At 44.9% G+C, this 24,412-nt stretch carries 25 protein-coding genes; 4 read left to right on the plus strand and 21 right to left on the minus strand.

Annotated elements, in window-relative coordinates; translation table 11 throughout:
* The first annotated feature begins 2 nt into the window (after positions 1–2).
* Together hflD and purB are read left to right on the plus strand one after the other, a co-directional pair.
* Positions 3–620 carry a high frequency lysogenization protein HflD gene (gene hflD / locus CBX98_RS02375; RefSeq protein ID WP_046874772.1) on the plus strand — a complete coding sequence of 206 codons (618 nt, stop codon included), beginning with the start codon at positions 3–5 and terminating at the stop codon, positions 618–620.
* A 148-nt stretch (positions 621–768) separates the two neighbouring features.
* Entirely contained in the window at positions 769–2,139 is a 1,371-nt protein-coding gene (gene purB, locus CBX98_RS02380) for an adenylosuccinate lyase (protein ID WP_005390853.1), read from the plus strand.
* 116 nt (positions 2,140–2,255) lie between these two features.
* Here purB and CBX98_RS02385 read toward each other — a convergent pair whose 3' ends face one another.
* From CBX98_RS02385 to htpX, 9 genes are all read right to left on the minus strand, one after another.
* Complete coding sequence (locus tag CBX98_RS02385; RefSeq protein ID WP_104975083.1) at positions 2,256–2,777, minus strand: DUF3833 domain-containing protein; 522 nt, start codon at positions 2,775–2,777, stop codon at positions 2,256–2,258.
* Between the two features lie 11 nt (positions 2,778–2,788).
* Positions 2,789–3,382 (minus strand): chalcone isomerase family protein, encoded by a 594-nt coding sequence (locus CBX98_RS02390; RefSeq protein ID WP_046874770.1) that lies wholly within the window; start codon positions 3,380–3,382, stop codon positions 2,789–2,791.
* On the minus strand, positions 3,342–3,854 hold the full coding sequence (locus CBX98_RS02395; RefSeq protein ID WP_109168492.1) for a DUF2878 domain-containing protein: 513 nt from the start codon (positions 3,852–3,854) through the stop codon (positions 3,342–3,344). The genes CBX98_RS02390 and CBX98_RS02395 overlap by 41 nt, the downstream gene beginning before the upstream one ends.
* A gap of 6 nt (positions 3,855–3,860) precedes the next feature.
* Entirely contained in the window at positions 3,861–5,117 is a 1,257-nt protein-coding gene (locus CBX98_RS02400) for a cyclopropane-fatty-acyl-phospholipid synthase family protein (protein ID WP_109168493.1), read from the minus strand.
* Positions 5,111–5,929 (minus strand): DUF1365 family protein, encoded by an 819-nt coding sequence (locus tag CBX98_RS02405; protein ID WP_074191109.1) that lies wholly within the window; start codon positions 5,927–5,929, stop codon positions 5,111–5,113. Before CBX98_RS02405 ends, CBX98_RS02400 begins: the two co-directional genes overlap by 7 nt.
* A 1-nt stretch (position 5,930) precedes the next feature.
* A complete protein-coding gene (locus tag CBX98_RS02410) occupies positions 5,931–7,241 on the minus strand; it encodes an NAD(P)/FAD-dependent oxidoreductase (protein ID WP_109168494.1) in 1,311 nt (436 codons plus the stop codon).
* 12 nt (positions 7,242–7,253) lie between these two features.
* Positions 7,254–7,979: an SDR family oxidoreductase gene (locus tag CBX98_RS02415; protein ID WP_109168495.1), complete on the minus strand. Its 726-nt coding sequence runs from the start codon at positions 7,977–7,979 to the stop codon at positions 7,254–7,256.
* A complete protein-coding gene (locus CBX98_RS02420; protein WP_005390833.1) occupies positions 7,976–8,395 on the minus strand; it encodes a nuclear transport factor 2 family protein in 420 nt (139 codons plus the stop codon). The genes CBX98_RS02415 and CBX98_RS02420 overlap by 4 nt, the downstream gene beginning before the upstream one ends.
* Positions 8,396–8,619: 224 nt before the next feature.
* Positions 8,620–9,489: a protease HtpX gene (gene htpX / locus CBX98_RS02425; RefSeq protein ID WP_005390832.1), complete on the minus strand. Its 870-nt coding sequence runs from the start codon at positions 9,487–9,489 to the stop codon at positions 8,620–8,622.
* A 471-nt stretch (positions 9,490–9,960) separates the two neighbouring features.
* Here htpX and CBX98_RS02430 point away from each other — a divergent pair, with 471 nt between their 5' ends.
* A complete protein-coding gene (locus tag CBX98_RS02430) occupies positions 9,961–10,164 on the plus strand; it encodes a hypothetical protein (RefSeq protein ID WP_162860661.1) in 204 nt (67 codons plus the stop codon).
* A gap of 76 nt (positions 10,165–10,240) precedes the next feature.
* Here CBX98_RS02430 and bioD read toward each other — a convergent pair whose 3' ends face one another.
* From bioD to bioB, 4 genes are read right to left on the minus strand one after another with little or no spacing between them, the layout of a single operon-like run.
* Entirely contained in the window at positions 10,241–10,927 is a 687-nt protein-coding gene (gene bioD, locus CBX98_RS02435; RefSeq protein ID WP_005390831.1) for a dethiobiotin synthase, read from the minus strand.
* Positions 10,924–11,730, minus strand: coding sequence for a malonyl-ACP O-methyltransferase BioC (gene bioC / locus CBX98_RS02440; protein WP_046874764.1), 807 nt, complete (start codon positions 11,728–11,730; stop codon positions 10,924–10,926). The genes bioD and bioC overlap by 4 nt, the downstream gene beginning before the upstream one ends.
* On the minus strand, positions 11,730–12,881 hold the full coding sequence (bioF, locus tag CBX98_RS02445) for an 8-amino-7-oxononanoate synthase (RefSeq protein ID WP_172605910.1): 1,152 nt from the start codon (positions 12,879–12,881) through the stop codon (positions 11,730–11,732). Before bioF ends, bioC begins: the two co-directional genes overlap by 1 nt.
* On the minus strand, positions 12,868–13,920 hold the full coding sequence (bioB, locus tag CBX98_RS02450) for a biotin synthase BioB (RefSeq protein ID WP_047008583.1): 1,053 nt from the start codon (positions 13,918–13,920) through the stop codon (positions 12,868–12,870). The genes bioF and bioB overlap by 14 nt, the downstream gene beginning before the upstream one ends.
* Before the next feature lie 130 nt (positions 13,921–14,050).
* Between bioB and bioA the strand changes: the two genes are divergently transcribed.
* Positions 14,051–15,331, plus strand: coding sequence for an adenosylmethionine--8-amino-7-oxononanoate transaminase (gene bioA, locus CBX98_RS02455; protein ID WP_109168497.1), 1,281 nt, complete (start codon positions 14,051–14,053; stop codon positions 15,329–15,331).
* 40 nt (positions 15,332–15,371) lie between these two features.
* On the opposite strand, the gene CBX98_RS02460 is transcribed toward bioA, so the two are convergent.
* The 8 genes from CBX98_RS02460 to lrp form a co-directional block, all read right to left on the minus strand.
* Positions 15,372–15,638, minus strand: a complete 267-nt coding sequence (locus CBX98_RS02460) for a DksA/TraR family C4-type zinc finger protein (RefSeq protein ID WP_109168498.1) — start codon at positions 15,636–15,638, stop codon at positions 15,372–15,374.
* Between the two features lie 137 nt (positions 15,639–15,775).
* On the minus strand, positions 15,776–16,216 hold the full coding sequence (locus CBX98_RS02465) for a hypothetical protein (RefSeq protein WP_109168499.1): 441 nt from the start codon (positions 16,214–16,216) through the stop codon (positions 15,776–15,778).
* A complete protein-coding gene (locus tag CBX98_RS02470; protein WP_085343595.1) occupies positions 16,210–16,941 on the minus strand; it encodes an ATPase in 732 nt (243 codons plus the stop codon). The genes CBX98_RS02465 and CBX98_RS02470 overlap by 7 nt, the downstream gene beginning before the upstream one ends.
* A 206-nt stretch (positions 16,942–17,147) precedes the next feature.
* Positions 17,148–18,455: a serine--tRNA ligase gene (gene serS, locus CBX98_RS02475; RefSeq protein ID WP_109168500.1), complete on the minus strand. Its 1,308-nt coding sequence runs from the start codon at positions 18,453–18,455 to the stop codon at positions 17,148–17,150.
* Positions 18,456–18,546: 91 nt separating this feature from the next.
* Positions 18,547–19,902: a replication-associated recombination protein A gene (locus CBX98_RS02480; protein WP_277949503.1), complete on the minus strand. Its 1,356-nt coding sequence runs from the start codon at positions 19,900–19,902 to the stop codon at positions 18,547–18,549.
* Positions 19,903–20,529, minus strand: a complete 627-nt coding sequence (gene lolA, locus CBX98_RS02485; protein ID WP_109168501.1) for an outer membrane lipoprotein chaperone LolA — start codon at positions 20,527–20,529, stop codon at positions 19,903–19,905.
* A 74-nt stretch (positions 20,530–20,603) separates the two neighbouring features.
* Entirely contained in the window at positions 20,604–23,657 is a 3,054-nt protein-coding gene (locus tag CBX98_RS02490; RefSeq protein ID WP_109168502.1) for a DNA translocase FtsK 4TM domain-containing protein, read from the minus strand.
* 152 nt (positions 23,658–23,809) lie between these two features.
* Positions 23,810–24,304 (minus strand): leucine-responsive transcriptional regulator Lrp, encoded by a 495-nt coding sequence (gene lrp / locus CBX98_RS02495; RefSeq protein WP_005378234.1) that lies wholly within the window; start codon positions 24,302–24,304, stop codon positions 23,810–23,812.
* Between the last annotated feature and the right edge of the window lie 108 nt (positions 24,305–24,412).

The raw sequence follows: 24,412 nt of genomic DNA on the forward strand, positions 1-24,412 counted from the left end.
ACGTGGCGAATACACTTTATGACCGTACTATCGCTTTCGCTGGTATTTGCCAAGCTGTCGCTTTGGTTCAACAAGTTGCGAGAAACGGGCATTGTGATCAAGATGCTTTTGAAACATCAATCAACGCTATTTTGAACACAAACCCTGCTAACACCGTTGGCGTATTCGGTCGCGAAGCCGATCTAAAGCTCGGTCTGGAGTGTCTGGTTAAAGGGATTGATAGCACCCCATCAGGCAGTGAGATCACTCGTTACATCATTAGCTTAATGGCGCTAGAGCGTAAGTTAAGCGCTCGCAACGATGCCATGTCCCAGCTTGGTGACCGTATCCAAATGGCCAAACGTCAGTCAGAGCATTTTGAGCTGCTAGATGATCAAATGATCAGCAATTTAGCAAGCATCTACTTGGATGTTGTTAGCCCTATTGGACCACGCATTCAAGTAACAGGCACGCCTTCTGTACTGCAACAAACGGCAAGCCAACACAAAGTCCGTGCTCTACTGCTATCTGGTATTCGTAGTGCTGTTCTGTGGCGCCAAGTAGGCGGTAAACGTCGTCATCTAATTTTTGGCCGAAAGAAAATGGTCGAACAGGCTCAAATCCTGTTAGCCAGAATGTAGAATACTCTGCTAGCTCGCGTTTATCGCGAGCTACTTTTTTTTCGAATAAAACAAATCCCGCGCAAACGTTTGCGCAATATTCGTGACAATTGCCACAGTTATTGGTATAACGCTCACGAAATTTAGAAACCCAATTCAGGAGAACATCATGGAACTGTCAGCATTGACTGCTGTTTCACCAGTAGACGGCCGTTACGGAAGTAAGACGATTGCGTTACGCGAAATTTTCAGCGAGTACGGTCTACTAAAATACCGTACTATCGTAGAAATTCGTTGGCTACAGAAGCTAGCTGCTACTGCTGAAATTGCAGAAGTGCCAGCATTCAGCGCAGAAGCTAACCAATTCCTAGACGACCTTGCTGCTAACTTCTCTGAAGAAGATGCACGCCGTATTAAAGAAATCGAGCGTACAACTAACCACGACGTTAAAGCGGTTGAGTACTTCTTAAAAGAGAAAGTAGCAGACGTTCCTGAACTGCACGCTGTTAATGAGTTCTTCCACTTTGCATGTACTTCTGAAGACATCAATAACACCTCTCATGCGTTAATGCTAAAAGAAGCACGTGAGCAAGTGATTCTTCCAGAAATCCGTAACCTAATTGACGCTATCAAAGCACTCGCAGTTGAATACCGCGACATTCCTCTTCTATCTCGTACACACGGCCAGCCTGCTTCTCCATCTACAATGGGTAAAGAAATGGCAAACGTGGCGTACCGTATGGAGCGTCAATTCAAGCAAATCGAAAACGTTGAGATCCTAGCGAAAATCAACGGTGCAGTAGGTAACTACAACGCACACCTTTCTGCTTACCCTGAGCTAGATTGGCACAAGTTCTCTGAAGAATTCATTACAGAGTCTCTAGGCGTAACTTGGAACCCTTACACAACACAAATCGAGCCGCATGATTACATCGCTGAGCTGTTCGACGCTATCGCTCGTTTCAACACTATCCTGATTGACTTCGATCGTGACGTTTGGGGTTACATTGCATTAGGCCACTTTAAGCAAAAAACCATTGCTGGTGAGATCGGTTCTTCAACAATGCCGCACAAAGTTAACCCAATCGACTTTGAAAACTCTGAAGGTAACCTAGGTCTTGCGAACGCAGTATTCGGCCACCTAGCACAAAAGCTGCCTATCTCTCGTTGGCAACGTGACCTAACTGACTCAACGGTTCTACGTAACCTTGGTGTTGGTGTTGGCTACGCTATTATCGCTTACACTTCTACGCTTAAAGGCATCAGCAAGCTAGAAGTAAACCGTGAAGCGCTTCTTGCTGAACTAGATAAAAACTGGGAAGTACTAGCAGAGCCAGTACAAACAGTTATGCGTCGTTACGGCATCGAGAAGCCATATGAGAAGCTAAAAGAGCTAACTCGTGGTAAGCGTGTAGACGGCGAAGCAATGCGCAACTTCATCGACGGTCTTGAGCTCCCTGAGCACGAGAAAGCACGTCTGAAAGAGATGACGCCAGCGAACTACATTGGTCAAGCGGTTGAGCTGACAGATAAGCTGTAATCACACCTTGATGATCTGCAATTGAAAAGGTTGACGTGAAAGCGTCAACCTTTTTAGTTAGGAAGAAATAATTTCGGTTATTTGGTAGTAATGCAAGAGGATAAATCCTTCAACTATTATGGCTGTTTTTGGAAGAATAAGGTTATTGTCCCGACCTCTATACCAAACTTTTTAATTTTGGTGAGGTTGAAAACATGCTTCTCGTCCTGACGATAAAGCCAATCATCAAAAGCGACCGTTACTGTTGAGTCATCCATTTGCAACTCAAAGTCATACCGCCACTGCAACGCATTGCCTTGCTCAGCCCCTGTTGCTACACCAATAATATCCTCTGCTTTACCTTCATAGCGTCCATCTTCTAATTTGGTAATAACCCAAATTCGCTGGTCAACCTCTCCATCATCAAACACAAAGTCTTCCACCAGCGTCAACGTGTTACCTTCCACAGTACCCACTATGTCGACTTCAAAACGACGAGTTTGTTGTTCAGTGTAATCTTGGACCATCCCCCACGCCTTTGTATCGCCCTCAAAATAGCCGAATAAATCAAAAGTCGGTGTAGAAGATTGATAATTATCGATATCTGCTGAGCATGCTGAAAGTAAGGCCGCAGCGGCCAAGGCGACTGATTTTAAAATTCGTTTAAGCACTATCTAACCTGCCCTATTAATTGTTTTCGAAGTTTCGGGAACTCTGTATTAGGTGACAACCATATAGACAAAAACGCATCGTTCATTCGCTCATCTTGAACAAAGCCGACTGTCTTGATTTGTGCAATGCCAGCTTGTCGGTAAAGAAGCTGACCAGTTTTACCATCGGTTAAGTAAGTAAGCTCATCCCCTTTTTTTATATCAGGGAACATACGGTTTAGTTCACTGATCCAACTTTTTCGATATGATTCAGTAAAACCAAGTTTTGCCCATTGCTCATCAGTTACATCAAGCAACTGCTGCTTGCTGATGTCTCTTTGATAGTTAATTTCCAATGCCAGAGGGTGTGGTGATACATCGCCATTTACAATGAACTTTCCATCGGGTGCTTTTAGTCGAGACTGATATATATCGAAGATGAACCATGTGAGTTGTGCCTCACCGACAGTTTTCCACCCCTCCCAACTCGACATCTTATCTGCGTTTTCACTGTTTCCAACTGGCTGAGCTTGTAGAGCAAAGGAGCCCATAACTACTAGAGAAGCAACTACCTTAATCAGCCTCTGGGTTAAATCTCTCTTCAAGCTTTTCATATCCGTATACCTTGAGTATCAAAAGCGTCATGGCAAACCATTCAGCAAATAGAATGACCAACGTAACGCTGGTATTAAATCCATATTCAACGACTTGGAGCTTGTAACCGGCGTAGTAACTGACGGTTCCTCCAACGCCACCTACAATTGATACGTAGATTTTTGGGAAACGGTACAAAACAGGCTTGAGCTGATAGGCATACCAAGAGAACAGAACCCAAAGGCACAACAACCAAATGGGTAACCATTTTGTTGGAAAGACAAAAACAGAAAACTGTTGATTGAGCGTATCGAGCACTACACCCGCCAAAACGATACTCGCGATGTGCTTCAAGGCAGAAGCGTCCGTCCTCCAACAATAGACAAGAGTAATAAATGTTAAGATCAGTGTTAACCACTGCCATTGATAGGTCCCAAGCACTGCAGAGAACCAACAGAGCTGGAACCATGTAGAGGCAATCAGCAACTTCATAACGGTTTAAGGTCGCTGGAATGTCATGTGAACGGCACTGATACTTCGAGCTAAAAAGCCGCCTTCACAATAGCTCAGGTAATAGCGCCACATGCGGACAAAGCGGTCGTCATAACCGAGAGAGCGTACGTGCTCTTCAGCTTGATTAAATCTAGAGTGCCACTCGCTCAAGGTTTTCGCATAGTCCAAGCCAATATCAAATAAGTCTCTCACCACCAAGTCACTGTTTTTGGTCGCAGCTTGAGTTAAAGATGTAACCGAAGGTAAAAAACCACCTGGAAAGATGTATTTCTGGATAAAGTCAACGTTGTTACTGTAGTAATCATAACGCTGGTCAGCGATAGTGATGGCTTGAATTGCCATTAAACCACCCGGCTTGAGTAATGATTGGCATTGCTTGATGTAGGAAGGCAAAAATTGTTTTCCAACCGCTTCGATCATTTCTATCGAGACTAGCTTATCGTAGTGACCCGAAAGGTCTCGATAGTCTTGTTTTAATAGAGTGATCTTGTCACCCAAATTTCGCTCTCTAATTTTTTGTTCAGCGTAAGCATGCTGCTCTTCAGAAATCGTCGTTGTCGTTACATGACAACCATATTGCTCTGCCATGTAAATGGCCATAGCCCCCCACCCTGTACCGATCTCAATCACTCGATCGGATGGTTGAAGATCAAGCTGCTGGCACAAACGATCCATTTTGTTGATTTGCGCTTGTTCCAAAGTGTCGTTGTGTTGCGCATATAAGGCCGATGAGTACAGCATGTTGTCGTCTAAAAATGACTCGTACAAATTGTTGCCCAAGTCGTAATGCGCATGAATGTTTTTACGAGAGTTCTCTTGAGAATTGCGGTTGGTCCAATGACTGAACTTGTACAGTATTTTAGTCAGCCAACTTCCTTTCTCTTCAAGTTTATCTAGCGCGCGCATATTGAGAGCCATAAGTTTCATTAACGAGGTTAGATCCGGGCTGTCCCACCAACCATCCATATAAGCCTCACCCGCCGCAATGCTGCCACCTTGCAAGATTCGCGAGTAAAAGCCAGGATGCTTTACCTCAATCGTCGCCACAACAGGCTGACCTCTGTATTCACCGTTGGGCGCATTAAAGCGCTCGCTTCTTTCTTTCGTTTCCGTCTTAAAGCTTTCAATAACAGTTAAGCAGCCGATTTCCATTTTTTGCAGACATTGAAAAATAACTCCGCGAGCCGCCTTTTGTGTTGTCGTCAATTTGCGCGGCAATGTCATAGAACTGGTATTTAACATGCAGAATTCTCCTTGTGCTTTTTATTTTTTTTGTCTGTTTTTTTAGTGTCGGCTTCTATTTCGTCGTGTGTTGAATATTTAGGATGAGAATAAAAAGGCGCGCCTTTCACCCAAAGTTTTAATGCGTGCCAATAAATACCAACCATTACTTTTACCGTCTGTATTGGCGTAACGATCAAACACTTCAATAAGCTTTTGCTCGAAAACACTTGAGCTTTCATTGTCATCGTCGCATCAAAGTGCTTTTCGCTTTTGTGGCATTCAAGATGAATCCTTAACTTGTCCGTCAGTGGTTTAATCTTCCAGTGATACTGTTGGTCAATTGGATTAAACGGAGAAACATGAAAGGCTTTCTCTTGTTCCCATCCAAAGTTTTCATCGTTTTGCTCAGCAGCGACTGCGTAGTAATGACGCTCGTTCCAAGGTGTATTGCTGACTTCAGCTAAGAGGTATTTCCATTCCCCTTCTTTGTTATAAACGTAGTAGAAATTCACCGGACTAAAATAAAGTCCTAAATAGCGCAAATGACAAACAGCGATGACTTTACCGGTACAACGAACACCTGTTAACTCTTCAATTTTGTCGTGTACGGCCACCTTTAAACAGCCCTCACCAACATAGTCACTGCGTTTAAAGCGTGCCCAATGCCACCAACGAGAGCCAAATCCCCAAACTTTTTCCTCTAGTTTTTTTAGCTCATCGACGTCAATAGCTGGCATAAACAATGAGTAGTTCAATTCATGTTTTATCGGCGTGAACCTGCGATGTCGAACGTTGCCAACAAACAACTGGCTGTTCATTTGGCTATCCATATCACGCTGCACCTTTTTCCAAGTTGACAGCAGTTTGAACGCGATATTTCTCTTCAAGCCCTCTCACTACGTCCAACGCGCTGCGAACGCCATCCTCATGGAAACCGTTGTACCAGTAAGCGCCGCAGAACCAAGTATTGTTCAACCCTTGCACCTCTTCTTTACGTTGCTGTGCAGCGATAGAGTCGGTGGAGAACACTGGATGGTGATAGGTAAACGTCCGTAATACTTTGCTCGGTTCGATCTGCTCAGTGCTATTTAGCGTGACACAGAATGTGTGCTCAGATTGAACATGTTGGAGAATATTCATGTTGTAAGTGAGCGAAGGGAGACGTTGCTGTTCGTCTTCACTGCCCTCCAGTAGGTAGTTCCACGAAGCCCACGCCGCTTTACGCTTTGGAAGTAAACTCGTATCAGTGTGAAGCACGACTTCATTCGCTTGATAAGCCATATTACCCAGCACCTCTTGCTCGACTGGGCTAATGTCACCTAACATGTTCATCGCTTGATCACTGTGACAAGCAAAGATGACATCATCAAACCAGTGCATTTCACCGTTAACTTTTAAACCCACACCATTCTCACTACGGAGCACTTTTTCTACCGGACTATTGAGTCGAATTTTATCGATAAAACCTTGAGTCAAAGGTGGAATGTACTCACGAGAGCCACCTTTAACTACATACCATTGCGGCCTGTTAGTGACATCAAGCAATCCGTGATTTAAGAAAAAGCGAAGGAAAAACATCAGCGGAAATGCGCGCATGTCCGCTAAAGTCGAAGACCAAATTGCAGCGCCCATCGGCAAAATGTAGTTATCTGAAAAGAAAGTACTGAAGTTGTGCTCATCAAGAAACTCACCTAGCGTCTGAGAATGACTCGATTGTTTGCTAGCGACGCTTTTGGCAAGTTTGTTGAAACGAAGGATCTCGAAGATAAAACGATAGAACTTAGGATTTACCCAATTACGCTTTTGAGCAAATAATGTCGACACGGTGTGACCGTTATATTCCAAACCATTGCCGTCGTTTCTTACACTGAAGCTCATCTGGGTTGGCAATCCATCGACACCAATCTCGTTCATCATTTTGATGAAATTAGGATAAGTGCGATCGTTGTAAACGATAAAGCCCGTATCAATCGCATATTCTTTACCATCGAGTTTTACATCCACCGTCGCGGTGTGCCCGCCAATGTAATCGTTAGCTTCAAATACGGTGACATCGTGCTCTTTATGTAGATAGTAACCACACGTAAGGCCAGAAATTCCGGTTCCCACAATCGCTATCTTCTTTCTTCCTGCTGTTTTCATTTTTATTCCTTCTTATGACACGAGTTTAGCAGTTAGGCGAGCTTGCCAACTGTATGGAAGTAACGAGATAAAACGTAAAATACTGGTAAACCTCGCGGGGAAATAGATGTGAGTCTTGTTGGCAGCCAACTGTTTTCTGATAGAGTTCGAGGCTTGCTGCGTAGAAATAATCATCGGCATTTCGAAGTCATTTTTGTCAGTTAACGGGGTTTCCACAAAGCCTGGGAACACGGTCACCACTTGAATGCCCTTCTTCTTCAAATCAACAGCTAATGTGCGAGCAAAGTAGCTCACAGCGGCCTTAGAAGCGCCGTAGGCTTCAGCCTTTGGCAACGCGACTTCTGAAGCAATAGAACCCACGATAACGATGCGATGCCCTTTATCTAAGTGTGGTTGGCAACCTTCTACGCAGTTGGCAACACCAACGACGTTTACATTCATCACACGCGCCATGAGTTTCGCGTCAACCACACCGTTGTCCATATACTCACAATCCCCAGCATTAAAAACCCAGGTACTCGGTGTGAAAGGCAAACTGGACAGCGCCTGCTGAGTTTGTTCATGGTTTGTCACGTCAAACCGCAATGTATGGATATTAGAAGAAGCAGCCCCCAATTCAGCAAGAACGTCTTTGTTTCGCCCACAAGCAATAACACTCCAATCAGAGTTCGCGTAATCTAAAGCCAGTTGCTTCCCTATTCCGGAGGTAGCGCCAGTGATTAAGATAGTATTGTTCATTGTCCTAACCTCTGCTTGATGGTTTTTACAACTGAGCCAAGTAAAGGTAAGTTTTCGTAAAGCATTTCTCCGAGATCAAAGTAATCTCGGTGATAAATAACTTGGCCTTCGCTGAATTTAAGATGCGACACACCATTAACGAGGATAGGTGCACCTTTCTGAAGTTTGGGATGCTGAAGATCCATGGTCCACGTTAGGAAGCCAGTATCTCCGACTTGTTGATGTTCGTGGATAACAAAGTCACAGCTTATGACGTTGGCATATAATGATGTGAAGTAATCTGAAAGTGCAGGCCACCCCTCTAAACGATGGGCAGCATCTTCAAAGACGACATCTTGGTGATATACGTCTTTAAGCAGATGTAAGTTCGCTTTATTCAGCTTTTGATAGATATTGCCAACAGACTGTATGTCCATGTGTTTACTCCTACATGCCCATCAAGTTGTACAAAATTATTATATGTACAAGATAGTTCATTCTTTAAAAGTTGTACAAAAATTATTTTGTATAACTTTGTTTCTGTAGGTAGATACGTGATGAATCTCGCAAGCGATCAATCGATCAAAAAAAGGCTTGGTCAAAACCAAGCCTTTTCAGGAAATTAACGATTACTTTCGTGTGCGCTGTCAGTTTTTTACAACTAGTATTGCTGACTACGTAACGCTGCAATACGTTTATCTAGCGGAGGGTGGCTCATCAGTAGCTCAGTCAATGACTGCTTGCCATTGATACCGAATGCCATCATTGTGCCATCAAGTTGAGATTCGTGACTCATCTTCAAACGTTCCAATGCCGCGATCATTTTCTCTTTACCAACTAAGTGAGCAGCACCTGCGTCGGCATGGAATTCGCGATGACGGCTGTACCACATGGTAATAAAGCTTGCCAAGAAACCAAACACTAGCTCAAGCACCATAGATACACCGAAGTAAACCATCATGTTTGTACCTTGACCTTCTTCATCATCGTTCGATGCCACAATATTGGCGATAAAACGGGATAGGAAGATAACAAACGTGTTCACAACGCCTTGCATCAATGTCATCGTGACCATGTCACCATTTGCAATATGGCTCACTTCGTGGGCCAGTACCGCTTCTGCTTCATCACGAGTCATATTGTGTAAAAGGCCAGTGGAAACCGCGACAAGAGAGTCATCTCGCTTTGCCCCCGTCGCGAATGCATTGATATCTGGTGAGTCATAAATAGCCACCGTTGGCATACCAATACCCGCTTGCTGAGCTTGACGACCCACAGTTTCGACTAACCAATGCTCAGTCTCGTTACGCGGACTTTCAATGACCATACCGCCAACCGAGCGCAGTGCCATGCCCTTTGACATCATCAACGAAATAAGTGCACCACCAAAACCAAATATGGCGGCCATAACTAGCAAACCAGAAAGACTGCCAGGTTGCATTCCAGTGGTAGCGTAAACAATATTCAGAACAACACTAAGCACTAGCACGACAGCTAGGTTAGTTGCTAGGAATAACATAATTCGCTTCATTACTTTTCTCCGAGGAAGCTTATCGTTTTTTTAAAACGGATTGTTATAAGGAACAGGTGGTAATCGCTGTAAAAGCCAATTCCGCTAAGTTTCATGCTCCGTGCGTTATAGATATAGTCTATCCGCGATAAAAACAAGGTTAAGCAATAAATTGCAACATTTGTTTTCGAGACTGAAAGATCATGCTCAAGCGATTTCTAGGCACATTCTGATAAAAGCCATTACCTCCATTCATATTCATTCCTTACCGTGATAAAAAGCACTTTGAATCGCACCTCATCTATCAATGGATGACCTTGATGTTAAATCTATCACCTCTGGGTAACTTAGCTAGAAATATTTTACTAGACCAAAAACAGTATGTTAGCCCCGCTATAGACTTTGGTCTTATTGTGCGGCGACATGGACATGCTAGATTCAAGTGAGATGAACAAAACAGAGCCACTCTAAGTACATGAAAAGGTGCATTAGGTGAGCTCAAAACTTCCATGTATTGAGGGAAAAACCATGGTAGAAACTAACGACTATCAAATGGCTATTGATTTACTACGTTGTCATCTAGGCATCTCAGAGGATGAGGCGAAGCAACAACTTGGTATTTCAACCGATCATCATATGTCTCAGCGTGTTGCAGAAACTCAGCAAGCATTGATGGGGCTTAGCCAAGATAAGTAATCTGATGTTATAGATTACACCAATAAAAAAAGGGCTGCATTACGCAGCCCTTTGGTTTTTAGTATTTTAAACACAATCAGTCAGTATTTAGCAAAGGCTCGACATTAATGTACTTGCCTAGCTCTTTGCGCTTAGCACTTGGAATGTATGGGATTTCGCCAAGCTTAGGCGCACCAATACGCGCTTCAAGCATCTCGATAATATCAGCATAGTGCTCGGTGCCAGGGTTCACTCGGTTTGCCACCCAACCAACAAGATTCAAGCCATCTGCTTTAATACTTTCTGCCGTGAGTAAAGCATGGCTCAAACAACCTAATTTAATACCAACCACCAAGACCACGGGTAACTGCTCTGCTTGTACCCAAGTAGATAAACAGTCGGTATCTGACACAGGCACACGCCAACCACCAGCGCCCTCAACGAGAACGACATCAGCTTGCTGCTTGTGTTGAGCCAGCTTTTCACTGAGGAGTTCGTATTTTATTTCGACATGTTCATGTTTTGCCGCGATGTGAGGAGAAGCAGGCAATTCTAAAGCGTATGGATTCACATCATCATAAGCGACATCAAGTGTCGCGGCCGCTTGTAAATGTAAGGCGTCAGAGTTACGCCATCCAGCTTCAGTCTTATCACTCCCTGCTGCCACTGGTTTATAACCAATAGTGTTTAGTCCTTTTGCTGCCAACGCTTGCAAAATGGCTTTAGACGCTACCGTTTTTCCTACATCAGTATCCGTACCAGCAATAAAAAAAGCATCAATCATAGATGTATTACTCCAAAACAAACCTGATAACTTGCAGGTAGAAGACCTTGATCATTTTTAAACGCTTGGTACTCATGCTCAACTTGCAACAAAGTCTCTCGACTGGTTAAACCATGTGAGCGCCCGCTTACGTGATTTGCACCTATACCTTTGAGGTCACGCATAACTGAAAATGCTGAGTCGTACCAAACTGTGATGGTGGTCAAGTCTAGTTGATGGTTGTCACATCGAGATTGCGCTAACGCAATTTTTACCTGATTGAGCGATAGAAAGTTATTGACGTGTTGATATGCATCAATTTTTTTCCATGATGCTCGCAACTCGCACAGTGACCCTTCAGCTAGGGTAGAAAAAGCCGCCTTCCCATTAGCTTTTAGTACACGACGAACTTCTCTCAGGGGATAACTTAAATCGGCACACCATTGCAAAGCCAAGCTAGAGAATACGTAGTCGAAGCTTGTATCGTCGAAAGGCAAGTTTTCTGCGTCGGCTAGCACATAATTCATTCGTTCATGGCCACAGCGCACCATAGCTTTGCTTAACATCTCTTGAGAGATGTCCACACAAAACACTTCAGCGCCACGCTCTTGAAGAAGTTGAGAAAAATAGCCCGTACCACATCCTAAATCCAAAACACGTTTATGAGTTAAGTCATTCGGAAGTTTGTCTAGTAAGCGATGGCCGACATCACGCTGGAAAGCGGCATGTTTGTCGTACGTGTTAGCTGCTTTACTAAAGGAAGCAGCGATCGCTTGTTTATTAGGCAGTAAGCAATCCAACTTCATTTGCTCTGCATTATCCATTACTGCGTTCCTAATGCTTGCTTCAATGCCATTGAAAGCGTTTTAACTTGTTCGTTAGTGTGATTAGCAGTGAGTGTGATTCGAAGACGAGACGTCCCTTTCGGAACTGTTGGAGGACGAATAGCAGTAACCCAAATACCGTTTTGGCGACAAGCACCTGCTACTCGCAAAGCCAAATCAGATTCACCAATCACAAACGGCTTAATCGAAGTTTGAGTCTCAACAAAGCCCTCAACGTCGTTGAGGCTATCTCGATACACTTCACTTAACTCTGTGAGCTTTTCACGTCGCCAAGACTGCTCTTGAACCATCGAGACAGCATGCGTGAGCGCATAGGCTTGTGCCGGAGGCATCGCCGTGGAATACACATGGTGACGAGCAAACTGAGTTAAAAAGTGCCCCGTTGCGTGGTCACATAAAATAGCCGCGCCAGACATACCAAACGCTTTGCCGAAAGTAACGATCAGTATCTCAGGCTTAACCGCCGCTAATTCACATGAGCCACCGCCAGATTCCCCTAGAACACCGATACCATGAGCGTCGTCTACAGCAAGCCATGCATAATGATTACCGGTGACGTCAGCGATATCAGCAAGTGGGGCACAGTCACCGTCCATGCTGAACACCCCTTCAGTCACGACTAAGTGATTGTCTTCGCTATTCAGCAGCGACTTTAGGTGCTCGATGTCATTGTGCTTGAAACGCTTCATCTTAACTGGTGACAACATCCCCGCTTCCATTAGTGAGGCATGGTTCAAACGGTCTTGGATCAATACGTCTGATTTTTCTAGCAAGGTGAATAACAAAGCTTGGTTAGCACTGAATCCAGAGCCAAACAGGACTGCCCTTTCGTAACTCAACCATTCTGTTAGTGCCGCTTCTAAATTGCTGTGCGCGGCACTAAAACCTGTAACCATTGGAGATGCACCACTGCCACTGCCGTATACACTCAAGCCTTGCTGCCAAGCACGAACGAGCGCTTGGTCATTGGCCAAGCCTAAATAATCATTACTTGAGAAGTTGATGTAGCGTCTGCCTTCGTATTCCAAAATCGATTGGTTGCCGGAAAACACCACATTCATAGAACGATTCAGCCCCTGCGCTTTACGATCGGCAAGGGCGGACTCGATACGAGATTTAAACGCTGGCATCGTAGAAAAGGTCGTCTTTTGTCGGACGAGCAGCAACGCGCTCTACGACGCGATCCAGCAACTCGTTTTCTTCGATTTCATCAGGTTTTTGAGACACTTCTTGTCTGTTAATGCCAAGCTTATTAAACAGCATCATGTCCTTATCTTCAGAAGGATTTGGTGTCGTCAGAAGTTTGCAGCCATAGAAGACGGAGTTTGCACCCGCCATAAAACATAGCGCTTGCATTTGTTCGTTCATGTTTTCACGGCCAGCGGATAAACGAACGGCTGATTGAGGCATCATGATTCGTGCTATTGCAATCAGACGAATAAAGTCGAACGGCTCAACGTCGTCCACTTCTTCTAATGGTGTACCCTTCACCTTAACCAGCATGTTGATTGGCACGCTTTCAGGGTGTACCGGCAAGTTAGCCAGTTCAACCAACAAACCAGCTCGGTCATTGGCACTCTCACCCATGCCGATGATGCCACCGGAACAAATCTTCATACCAGCATCACGAACGTGAGAAAGCGTATCTAAACGGTCTTGGTAGGTACGTGTGGTAATGATGTTGCCGTAAAACTCAGGTGAGGTATCTAGGTTGTGGTTGTAGTAATCCAGACCAGCGGTTGCCAATTGCTTTGCTTGATCTGGCGTCAACATGCCCAATGTCATACACGTTTCTAAACCCATGCCCTTCACGCCTTTGATCATGTCGGTCAAATGCGGCATGTCACGCTCTTTCGGGTTTTTCCATGCTGCCCCCATACAGAATCGAGTAGAACCAGCATTTTTGGCTTTTTGCGCAGCATCGAGTACGCGTTCTACTTCCATCAGACGCTCTTTTTCGATGTCTGTGGTGTAACGAGCACTCTGAGGACAGTACTTACAATCTTCTGGACAAGCACCTGTCTTAATCGACAGAAGCGTGCTTACTTGAACATGGTTGGTTTGTTGATATTGACGATGTACAAGCTGCGCTTCGAATAGGAGATCCATGAATGGTTTTTCCATGAGATCGCGCACTTCAGCATGCGTCCAGTTATGACGAACTTCCACGTGTATTCCTTTAGTCACTTTTGTTGTTGTGTTGACAGTCTACTGAGTCTCGATAAACTGTCAACACAACATAAAACAACAAAGTTTACACCTGTTTATTTTTTAATCTTAATTATTATTGGAATCGCACATGGATCTCGCCTTCGACCGCCAGCATATCTGGCATCCTTACACTTCGACATTAACACCTCTGACCTGCTACCCAGTAGAATCAGCAAGTGGTGTTCACATTAAATTGGAAGACGGTACTGAGCTTGTCGATGGCATGTCTTCTTGGTGGTCGACAATCCACGGCTATAATCATCCGCACTTAAATCAAGCGGCTCACCAGCAAATCGATCAGGTCTCTCATGTGATGTTTGGCGGGATTACCCATCAGCCAGCAATCAATTTGTGTAAGAAGTTGCTGTCCTTAGCACCAAGTAATCTTGAACATGTATTCCTTGCCGATTCAGGTTCCGTTGCCGTAGAAGTCAGCTTAAAAATGGCACTGCAATATTGGCATGCAAAAGGCGAACGCCGACCGAAGTTTCTTACTTTGCGACACGGTTATCACGGCGATACGTTTGCGGCCATGTCGGTTACCGATCCTGATAACTCAATGCACTCTCTCTACAAAGGCTTTTTGCCTGAGCATATCTTTGCGGAGTCACCAACTTGTGGCTTTTGGGATGAGTGGAAATCTGAAGATCTTGCTGACTTTGAGCACAAGATTGAAACACATCATCAAGAACTCGCTGCAGTGATCCTAGAGCCTATCGTTCAAGGCGCAGGTGGCATGCGTATCTATCATCCAGAATTTCTCAAAGGCGTGCGTAGGCTTTGCGACAAATACGGCTTGTTATTGATTGCAGATGAAATCGCAACCGGATTTGGGCGTACCGGTAAACTGTTTGCTTGCGAACACGCAGATATCCAGCCAGACATTTTGTGTGTCGGGAAAGCACTCACTGGCGGCTACATGACGCTCTCTGCAACCCTAGCGAGCAAACACGTCGCGGATATTGTTTGTGGTGGTGATGCTGGTTGTTTCATGCATGGTCCAACCTTTATGGGTAACCCGCTCGCCTGCGCCGTTGCCACCGCAAGTTTAGAATTGATAGAACAAGGCAACTGGCAGCAGCAAACCCAGCAAATTGAAACGCTGTTTTCTGAACTACTGCCAAAACTTGAAAAATACGACTTGGTGAAAAACACCCGTTGGTTAGGTGCCATTGGCGTTGTGGAAACGCATCGTCCAGTGAATATGGAAACCATCCAAGCCTTGTTTGTTGAACACGGAGTTTGGATTCGCCCATTTGGCAAGCTGATTTATATGATGCCACCGTTTATCAGCAAACCAGACGAAATTGAGAAGCTAGTGAATGCGATTGATGCAGCGTTGCAACGTAACGACTGCTTCGCTTCATAGTTCAACTCAAACCGTCTCTTTATTTACAAGAAAAGCAAAGCTATCGAAGTTGACTGTCTTTACTCGCGCGTCGATTGAATAATACTTGGCGTTGAGATGTCAATTCGATTGTTGACTGGCATTCGATACACAAACGAACGCCTTTCATTGCAAGACGACGCGCTTCCGGAATCTCATCACCACACTCATCGCAGTAATGGGCGCTCTCACCCTCTGTGATACTGCCACGAACACGGGAAATCTCGTCGTCTATTGTGTTTTGAATTTGTTGGCTGACGCTATCGTCGTTTGCCCACCCTACGGCCATAAGCCCTCCTCGTTACTTGAATGAGAAAATCTACTTACCGTGGTAAGGTGGATGATTATATCGATTACAAATAACAAGATAATTAGGGTAAATTCGAAAACACTATTACGTTTTGGTAATAATTATTCTGTAATCGATTATTCGGCACTCTCATGGAAAAGCAATGCAAGGTTACTCATACTCCCTTCCTCACATTCAAAGTACTGCGTTTGCTCAGGCTCTCTCAAAGTAACACTGAGTATCTTCTCTACCTCACCAAACTCCTCGCTAAAGTACTCACTGACTAATATGACGCGCTCACCAATACTAAATTCCAAAGACTTCTCATCGACCAACGCTCGATGGTAATGTTTGATACGATAATCTTGAGGTTTTATCCGCTGTAAAACAGAGCTTTGATTCTCAATGGACTCATTAAAGATAAGCCCACCTTTGCCTTGCTCTATAAAAATACTAAAGTTCATAGTTTGGTTCACTGAGCATTCAAAGACTTTTCTGGGCGAGGTGTTAGCAACAGCAAACGTGCTCATCATCGCCACACTTAAACCCAAAGTGACTGCCAATCGTTTCATTACCATTCAGCCAACACTGTAAATAGCGCTTGTTCAGACATACGGGTTAATACATAGCCGTGTGAAGATGAATACGAGCCACTGAGTACACTATTCTCTTTCTCAATAACGATATCCTCGATGCCGTCAGCGTTGTAATCACCTTTTGCGGTAACGGTAATAACCTGAAAGCCATCAGTCGAATCGTAATACTCTGCTCTGACTTCACTGATGACCTGAGTTCTTTGGATATGGTCTGCTTCATCCCACGTTGATAGTGTCGTTGCTTTCTCTGCACTTTCGTCAGAAATAACAAAAGCAAGTGCACTTGGAGCGAAATTAGGAAAGGTATCGTCTAACTTAAAGTCTGATATAAATGAGCGCTTAGAGGCAGCTAACTTTGCCATCTCACTCCATGTTTGGCACTGAGTTAAATATGCTTTAAACGCGCCGTATTCATAGGCTTTTGCCGCAGTAAAGCCCGTAGAGTTTGCCGTAGCTAAGTCTTGGCAATTAGATACTAGTTTTTCTTCATCAGATGCACGTTTCAATTCAAGTTCATAGCCCCAATCGAGTGAGTTACGAAGTTGCATATTTTCTTTGGAAGGTTGCGCTATTTCGCGCGCGAAAAAGCGATCGGTTCGCTCACTATCTAAGTATTGAGGCTGAATAAGTTCACTTGCGATAACACTCTTACTAACGAGCAAAGTAAGCGCAAAAATAACAAGCAATGAAAGATGATTTACTGGCATAACGTTTAACAACAAGGGCAAATGATGCCATTAGCTTGTCACGTGAAAAACCGTTTAGAAAAATATCATTTGTCTCGTACTGCCAGATTCTGGGCGAGCTCTTCACTATTGCGTGTGCTAATTACATAACAACGTATTTTCACTCGACGCAAATAACAAAAAACCCAGCACTATGGCTGGGTTTTGGTGTTCTAGTGGCTAATGCACTAACCGATGTGCGTTGCGCCGCCCATGTACTTCTGAAGTACTGCAGGGATTGCAATGCGACCGTCTGCTTCTTGGTTGTTTTCTAGGATAGCAACCATGGTACGACCTACAGCTAGACCAGAACCGTTTAGCGTGTGTACAAGCTCAGGTTTCTTCTCGCCTTTACGACGGAAACGCGCTTGCATACGACGAGCTTGGAAGTCCCACATGTTAGAACATGAAGAGATCTCACGGTAAGTTTCTTGAGCTGGAACCCAAACTTCTAGGTCGTAAGTCTTACGAGCGCCGAAGCCCATGTCACCTGTACATAGAACCACTTTACGGTAAGGAAGCTCTAGAAGTTGTAGAACTTTCTCGGCGTGACCAGTTAGCTCTTCTAGCGCGTTCATTGAATCTTCTGGCTTAGTGATTTGTACTAGCTCAACTTTGTCGAACTGGTGCATACGAATCAGACCACGAGTATCACGACCGTAAGAACCCGCTTCTGAGCGGAAACATGGCGTGTGAGCTGTCATCTTAATTGGTAGATCCGCTTCGTCAGAAATCGTGTCACGAACTAGGTTCGTTACAGGTACTTCTGCCGTAGGAATTAGCGACAGTTTACGTGGTTCTTCGTCGTTTACTTTTTCCGCTAGAGGCTCTGTGTGGAAAAGGTCTTTACCGAACTTAGGAAGCTGACCAGTACCGAATAGGCTGTCAGAGTTTACTAGGTAAGGTACGTACATTTCTGTGTAGCCGTGTTCTTCTGTGTGAAGATCTAGCATGAACTGAGCGATTGCACGGTGTAGACGAGCAAATTGGCCTTTCATCACGATGAAACGTGCACCAGTGATCTTAACTGCACTTGCGAAGTCTAGACCGCCACCCATTTCACCTAGGTCAACGTGATCTTTCAGTTCGAAGTCGTAAGCCTTTGGTTCACCCCAACGAGAGATTTCAACGTTGTCGTTCTCGTCTTTGCCATCTGGCACTTCATCTGCCGGGATGTTTGGTACAGAAAGCGTGAATTCGTCTAGTTGAGCCATTACTTGCTCAAGTTCAACTTTCTTCGCATCAAGATCGCTACCTAGAGTACCGATTTGTTTCTTGATCTCTTCTGCGCCTTCTTTGTCGCCAGCCGCCATTTTTTGGCCGATTTGTTTGGAGATGGAGTTACGCGTGGATTGTAAATTTTCTACTTCTACTTGAATGGACTTACGTTGTTCTTCAAGTTTACGAATAGTCTCTACGTCTAGCTTAAAGCCACGACGCGCCAGTTTAGCAGCTGTTTCATCCAGCTCTGTACGAAGTAATTTAGAATCCAGCATTGTTAATCCTATGCTTTTTGTTGTGAAATCACGCGCACTTTCCAAGCGTACGCGTTAAAAAAATTTACTGAACAAATGTATCCAAAAACGCCTACTTTTCATAGCGCTTTTGTTGGCTATTTGCGTCTAATTTAGCCAAGTAATCTAACTTTTCGCCGATTTTGGTTTCTAGACCGCGATTTGTTGGCTGATAGTACTTACGATCCGCCATTTCTGGTGGCAAATATTGCTCACCGGCTGCATAGGCACCCGGCTCATCGTGAGCATATCGATATTCTGCGCCATAACCCATGTCTTTCATCAAACTGGTGGGGGCATTTCGAAGGTGATGCGGCACTTCATATTCAGGTAAGTTATGAGCATCTGTGAGCGCTTGTTTCCAAGCAACGTAAACCGCATTACTCTTTGGAGCGCACGCGAGATAAACAATAGCTTGAGCAATCGCACGCTCACCTTCTGCTGGACCAACGCGTGTAAAACAGTCCCACGCGGAGAGTGCAACTTGCATGGCTCTAGGGTCCGCATTGCCGACATCTTCCGATGCTATCGCAAGTAATCGACGGGCAATGTAAAGTGGATCACAACCTGCAGCTATCATACGAGCAGCCCAATACAAAGCGGCATCTGGGTTTGATCCACGAATAGATTTGTGAACCGCAGAGATTAAGTCGTACCAGATATCACCTTTGTTATCGAAGCGAGAGACCTTTTCTCCCGCCACTTCCGCAAGCAACTTAAGCGTGATTTCTTTTTCACCTTGCGCATTGTCTTCTGCCATATCGTATAGCAGCTCAAGGTAGTTAAGAGACATGCGAGCATCGCCGTTCACTAGCTCTGCTAAGCGATCTAGAACGTTGTCGGCGAAATGTGCTGGTGTATTACCCAAGCCGCGCTCTTTGTCGTTAATCGCTTGATCAAGCGCCAGCGATATTTCGCTCTGGCCAAGAGAAGTCAACTTGTAAACGCGAGCACGCGAGAGTAATGCGTTGTTTAACTCAAACGAAGGGTTCTCTGTGGTCGCACCGATAAACGTAACCGTACCGTCTTCAATATGCGGTAAAAACGCATCTTGCTGCGATTTGTTAAAGCGATGCACCTCATCCACGAATAAGATAGTGCGGCGACCTGCCATTTTGTTCTCACGCGCTTTGTCGATCGCAGCCCGGATCTCTTTAACGCCAGACGTCACCGCAGATACACGCTCAACTTCGGCGTTGGCATAGTTTGCTGCCACTTCCGCTAATGTCGTTTTACCTGTGCCAGGTGGTCCCCACAAAATCATCGAGTGAATGTGTCCGGCCTCTAGCGCTCGGCGTAGGGGTTTACCCGGACCTAAAATATGCTGCTGTCCAATATACTGTTCGATAGTTTGTGGTCTCATACGAGCAGCAAGGGGACGAAAATCTTCGTCCCCTGAGAAATCTAACGTGTAATTACTCACTACCAATTAATTCCTTTGGTCATCCACTTCCACGCCATCTGGAATTGTGAATGTAAATCTGTCTACCTTTGGTTTACCAAGCTTAACATTACTAAAAGTAAACAGCCCTTTCTGACCATCTTGCTCAATGACGTTAAAGCCTTTCACTACGCCTTTTGCATCAATATTAATCTGGAATTGACCTTGTGTGGAGTCTACTGCGGTAGGAATGAGAGTGAACTGGTCACCTTTTTGAGATATTTTGTAGTTATTCCAATCACTTGCTCGGTTACGCGTTAGCAAAACAAACGGAGTTTGCTCTGTTGCTTGCTCTTGCCAGTAGATGCTCACTTGCTCGATGAATGGGCTGTAGTACCACAATGTCTTACCGTCAGAAACCAGTAGGTTCTCATCAGGGAATGTTGTACTCCAACGGAACAAACTTGGACGAGCGATTTCAACCGTGCCCTCACCTTCCATTACCGTTTCACCTTCAGGGCTGATCACTTGCTGGGAGAAATCGGCACTGAAGCCCTCGTTCATTGCGAGACGTTTATTGAGTTCATCTTTGGGAGATGCTGCATTCGCAGCTGAGAAGAAAGAAACGCTTAAAACTAGCGCTGAGAAAAGTTTCGCTGAAAATCGTTTTTTCATTCAGATACCTATCAGAGGGTCAAAGACCTAAAGTTACTCACCTCAGTTGGACTGAAGTGAGTAAAACAAGTTCATTAATCTTTTGGCGGCGCAGGAGCTAAAACTTCGCGGTTACCGTTGTGACCCGGTGCACTCACGATACCTTGCGCTTCGAGTTGCTCAACAATACGGGCGGCACGGTTGTAACCGATCTTAAATCGACGCTGTACACCAGAAACAGAGCCTCGACGTGACTGAACTACGTGCTCAACGACTTGATCGAAGAGTGGATCCACATCTTCATCCGCTTCCATTTGCTCACCTGGCAATAAGCTTTCTGGACTTTGATCTCCGCTGATGATCTCTTCAATGTAGTTCGGTTTACCACGCGCTTTCCAGTTGTTTACAACAGCATGAACATCATCATCTGATGCAAATGCACCGTGGACACGAGTCGTATGGCTTGAGCCTGGTGGTAAGTACAACATATCACCCATACCAAGCAGTGATTCTGCACCACCTTGGTCTAGAATCGTACGGGAGTCTGTTTTAGTCGATACCGTAAACGCAACACGAGTTGGAATATTCGCTTTAATCAGACCAGTGATAACATCCACCGATGGACGCTGAGTCGCAAGAATTAAATGAATACCTGCCGCACGCGCCTTTTGTGCCAAGCGTGCAATCAGTTCTTCTACCTTCTTACCAACCACCATCATCAGGTCAGCAAATTCATCGACAACAACAACGATGTAAGGCAGTTTTTCTAACAATGGCGGTTCCGTATCCATACTGTCGCCTTCTTGCCAGAATGGATCATGAATTGGGTGACCCGCTTCTGCCGCCATCTTCAACTTCTCGTTAAAGCCTTTCACATTACGAACGCCCAATGCCGACATCAATTTATAACGACGTTCCATCTCACCCACACACCAACGTAGAGCGTTTGATGCGTCTTTCATATCAGTCACAACTTCAGAAAGAAGATGAGGGATACCTTCGTAAATAGAAAGCTCTAGCATTTTCGGGTCAATCATGATGAAGCGCACATCTTCTGGACCTGCTTTATATAGCATGCTCAAAATCATCACGTTCACACCCACCGACTTACCAGAACCAGTTGTACCTGCTACTAGCACGTGAGGCATCTTCGCAAGATCGGCCACAACAGCTTCGCCCGCAATGTCTTGACCTAACACAACCGTTGTGGGTGACGTTGCTTGCTCAAACTGAGGACTACTGATTACATCAGATAAATAGACCGTCTGACGGCTCATGTTTGGCAGTTCCAAACCGATGTAAGGCTTGCCAGGGATTACTTCTACAACACGTACAGCCATTGCAGACAATGCACGCGCTAAGTCAGTTGAAAGACCAGAAATACGGCTTACTTTTACCCCCGGCGCCAAATCAAGCTCAAAACGAGTGATCACTGGACCAGGATAAATCCCCACCACGTCGGCTTTAATTTTGTAGTCCGCTAGCTTGCTCTCAACCAATCGAGCGACCTGCTCTAGCGCATCACGGTCGATAAAGTTTTCGCGTTTTTCTGGATGGTAAAGCAACTCGAGCGTTGGAAGTGGTTCTTCTGGAACAGGCAAGTTTTCTTCTTTCTGTACCAAAAATGGGTTCTGTGTCGCTGCTACTTTGGCTTGCGCACTAGACACCATGTCTTGGAATGCCGCTACATCTTCGTCGCCGTCTTGAACCTCTTCAACCTCCGCTTTTTGAAGTGCAGGTTCAAATGTTGTTGAAGGTGTTGCCACTTGCTGATGAGGTGTTGCTGGAGCTGGCTGTACTTGTTGTACAGACTGTGACTCCACTTCGTCTTCATCGTCTAACACGTCAAAATCAGAGATCGTAGGTTCAATGTGTTGACTCGATTCTGTTTGCTCCGTGATGCTATCTAGCGCAGCGGAATCAATTACAGGCTCTTCATGCACAGGATGCTCAATACTTGGCTGCTGTACTTGCTCTGCTTCAAATTGTTCGTACTCCGCATAATCTGGTTCAACACTGTTCGGTTCTTCTGTAGCTGTATGTTGCTCTACATAGGAAGAGTAAGTGTCTGCAAATGATGGGGCTACCTGTTCTTCAGTTCCCCAGTCATCTGCTTGTTGCGCTGCAGCTTCAAGCTCTTCTATCGTGACATTCAGCTGCTTGGTACGCTCCAGAAGCGGATCAACGTTATCAGTATTCACCGCATGGACAGGTTGCGTTTGGTGCTCAGGTTGAGCATAAACTGGCGCAGCATTAACCGTAGCCTTGCATTGTGGTGGCGTTGGTTCCACCATCATTTGTTCCGCTGGCTTCTCAGGTTTAGCTTGCGGCATATAAATAGGATACTCATGTGCAGGCGCCGATTCTTTCGGCTCATCGACATCGAACGCCGTTAAATGAGGAAGCGGCTCATCATCAATGTCATGGTCTACGTTATGTCTAGGCGTAGAGACTTTATCTTCCACGAACTCATCTAGCTGAGGTTCTAAAACTTCTTGCTCAGAGCCTCTTATCTTATTTGCAAGCGCCGCAATTAGCGCTAATGCACGATCTCCAAGCCACTCAACGATGTTAAGCCATGAGATGCCAGTAAAGAGAGTAAAACCCGCTCCCCATAAGAACAGCAGTACCAATGTCGTGCCAAGTACATTCAATGTAGGTAAAGCTAGGCTAGACAACACATCTCCGACGACCCCACCGGACGAGAAATACCAAATATCATCAAAATTAATATCGGCTAGACCACAGCTAGTCATTATAAGGACGACAAGGCCGAGTAACCTCGTACCCCATAACATGAAATCAATTGGCTCATCTTCTCCTCGTTTACGGCAAATCACCCATGCAGCCGCAGCTAGCAAGAAAGGGATTGGATAAGCGAGAGAGCCAAATGTGAAGAATAGTGTGTCCGCAAGCCAAGCGCCGAAAAGGCCACCAGCATTGTCGATCTCCCCTCCCCATGCGGTTTGGGACCAGGAAGGATCGGCCGGACTGAAGGTAAATAGTGCAACCGCAAGCAATACCGAGCTAAGAACGCCAACGATAAAGCAGCACTCTTTTAAGCGTTGGAAGCCATTTAAGCGTGAAGACTGGGGCTCTTCACTGGTTTTGATAATGGTTTCGACTTTCTTTGCGTTCTCTTTGAACATAAATCAACTTGAATATGGAAATGAAATAGGAAATTGCAAAACATTCCGAGCGGCATCAAGCCGCTCGGTAAATTGATTTAACCATATCAAAGAGAAAAACCCAATTACTCTCTGGCGAAAGCGGAAGCATATACCGCTTTCTTTGCAAGAAATTAACGAGTTTTGATCACAAGCTGGTTAGATTGTTTCACTTCTTCCATTACAACGTATGTGCGAGTGTCATTTACGCCAGGTAGGCGTAGTAACGTATCGCCCAATAGTCGGCGGTAAGCACCCATATCTGATACACGGGTTTTAAGAAGATAGTCAAAGTCACCTGATACAAGATGACACTCTTGTATGTCGTCTAGCTTTTGAACAGCTGAGTTAAACTGCTCAAATACATCCGGCGCACCACGGTTTAGTGTAATCTCAACGAATACTAATAGTGACGCATCCAGGAACTGCGGATTCAATAATGCAGTGTATCCTGTGATGTAACCCTGACGCTCTAAGCGACGTACACGCTCCAAACATGGCGTTGGAGAAAGTCCCACACGTTTTGAAAGCTCAACGTTTGAAATACGACCGTCTTTCTGCAGTTCATTAAGAATGTTGCGGTCGATACGGTCTAGTTCCTTGGACGGCTTTTTATAGTTGTCTGCCATTTTTTATTCCACCTTATTACTTCCTTGCAAAAAAATATACTACAACTTTTTAATATTTGGTGCCAAATTTTACAAATCTATAACTATACTAGTTATTAATTCGACAAT

Source organism: Vibrio sp. T9, assembly GCF_003123985.1.
Classification (GTDB): Bacteria; Pseudomonadota; Gammaproteobacteria; order Enterobacterales; family Vibrionaceae; genus Vibrio; species Vibrio diabolicus.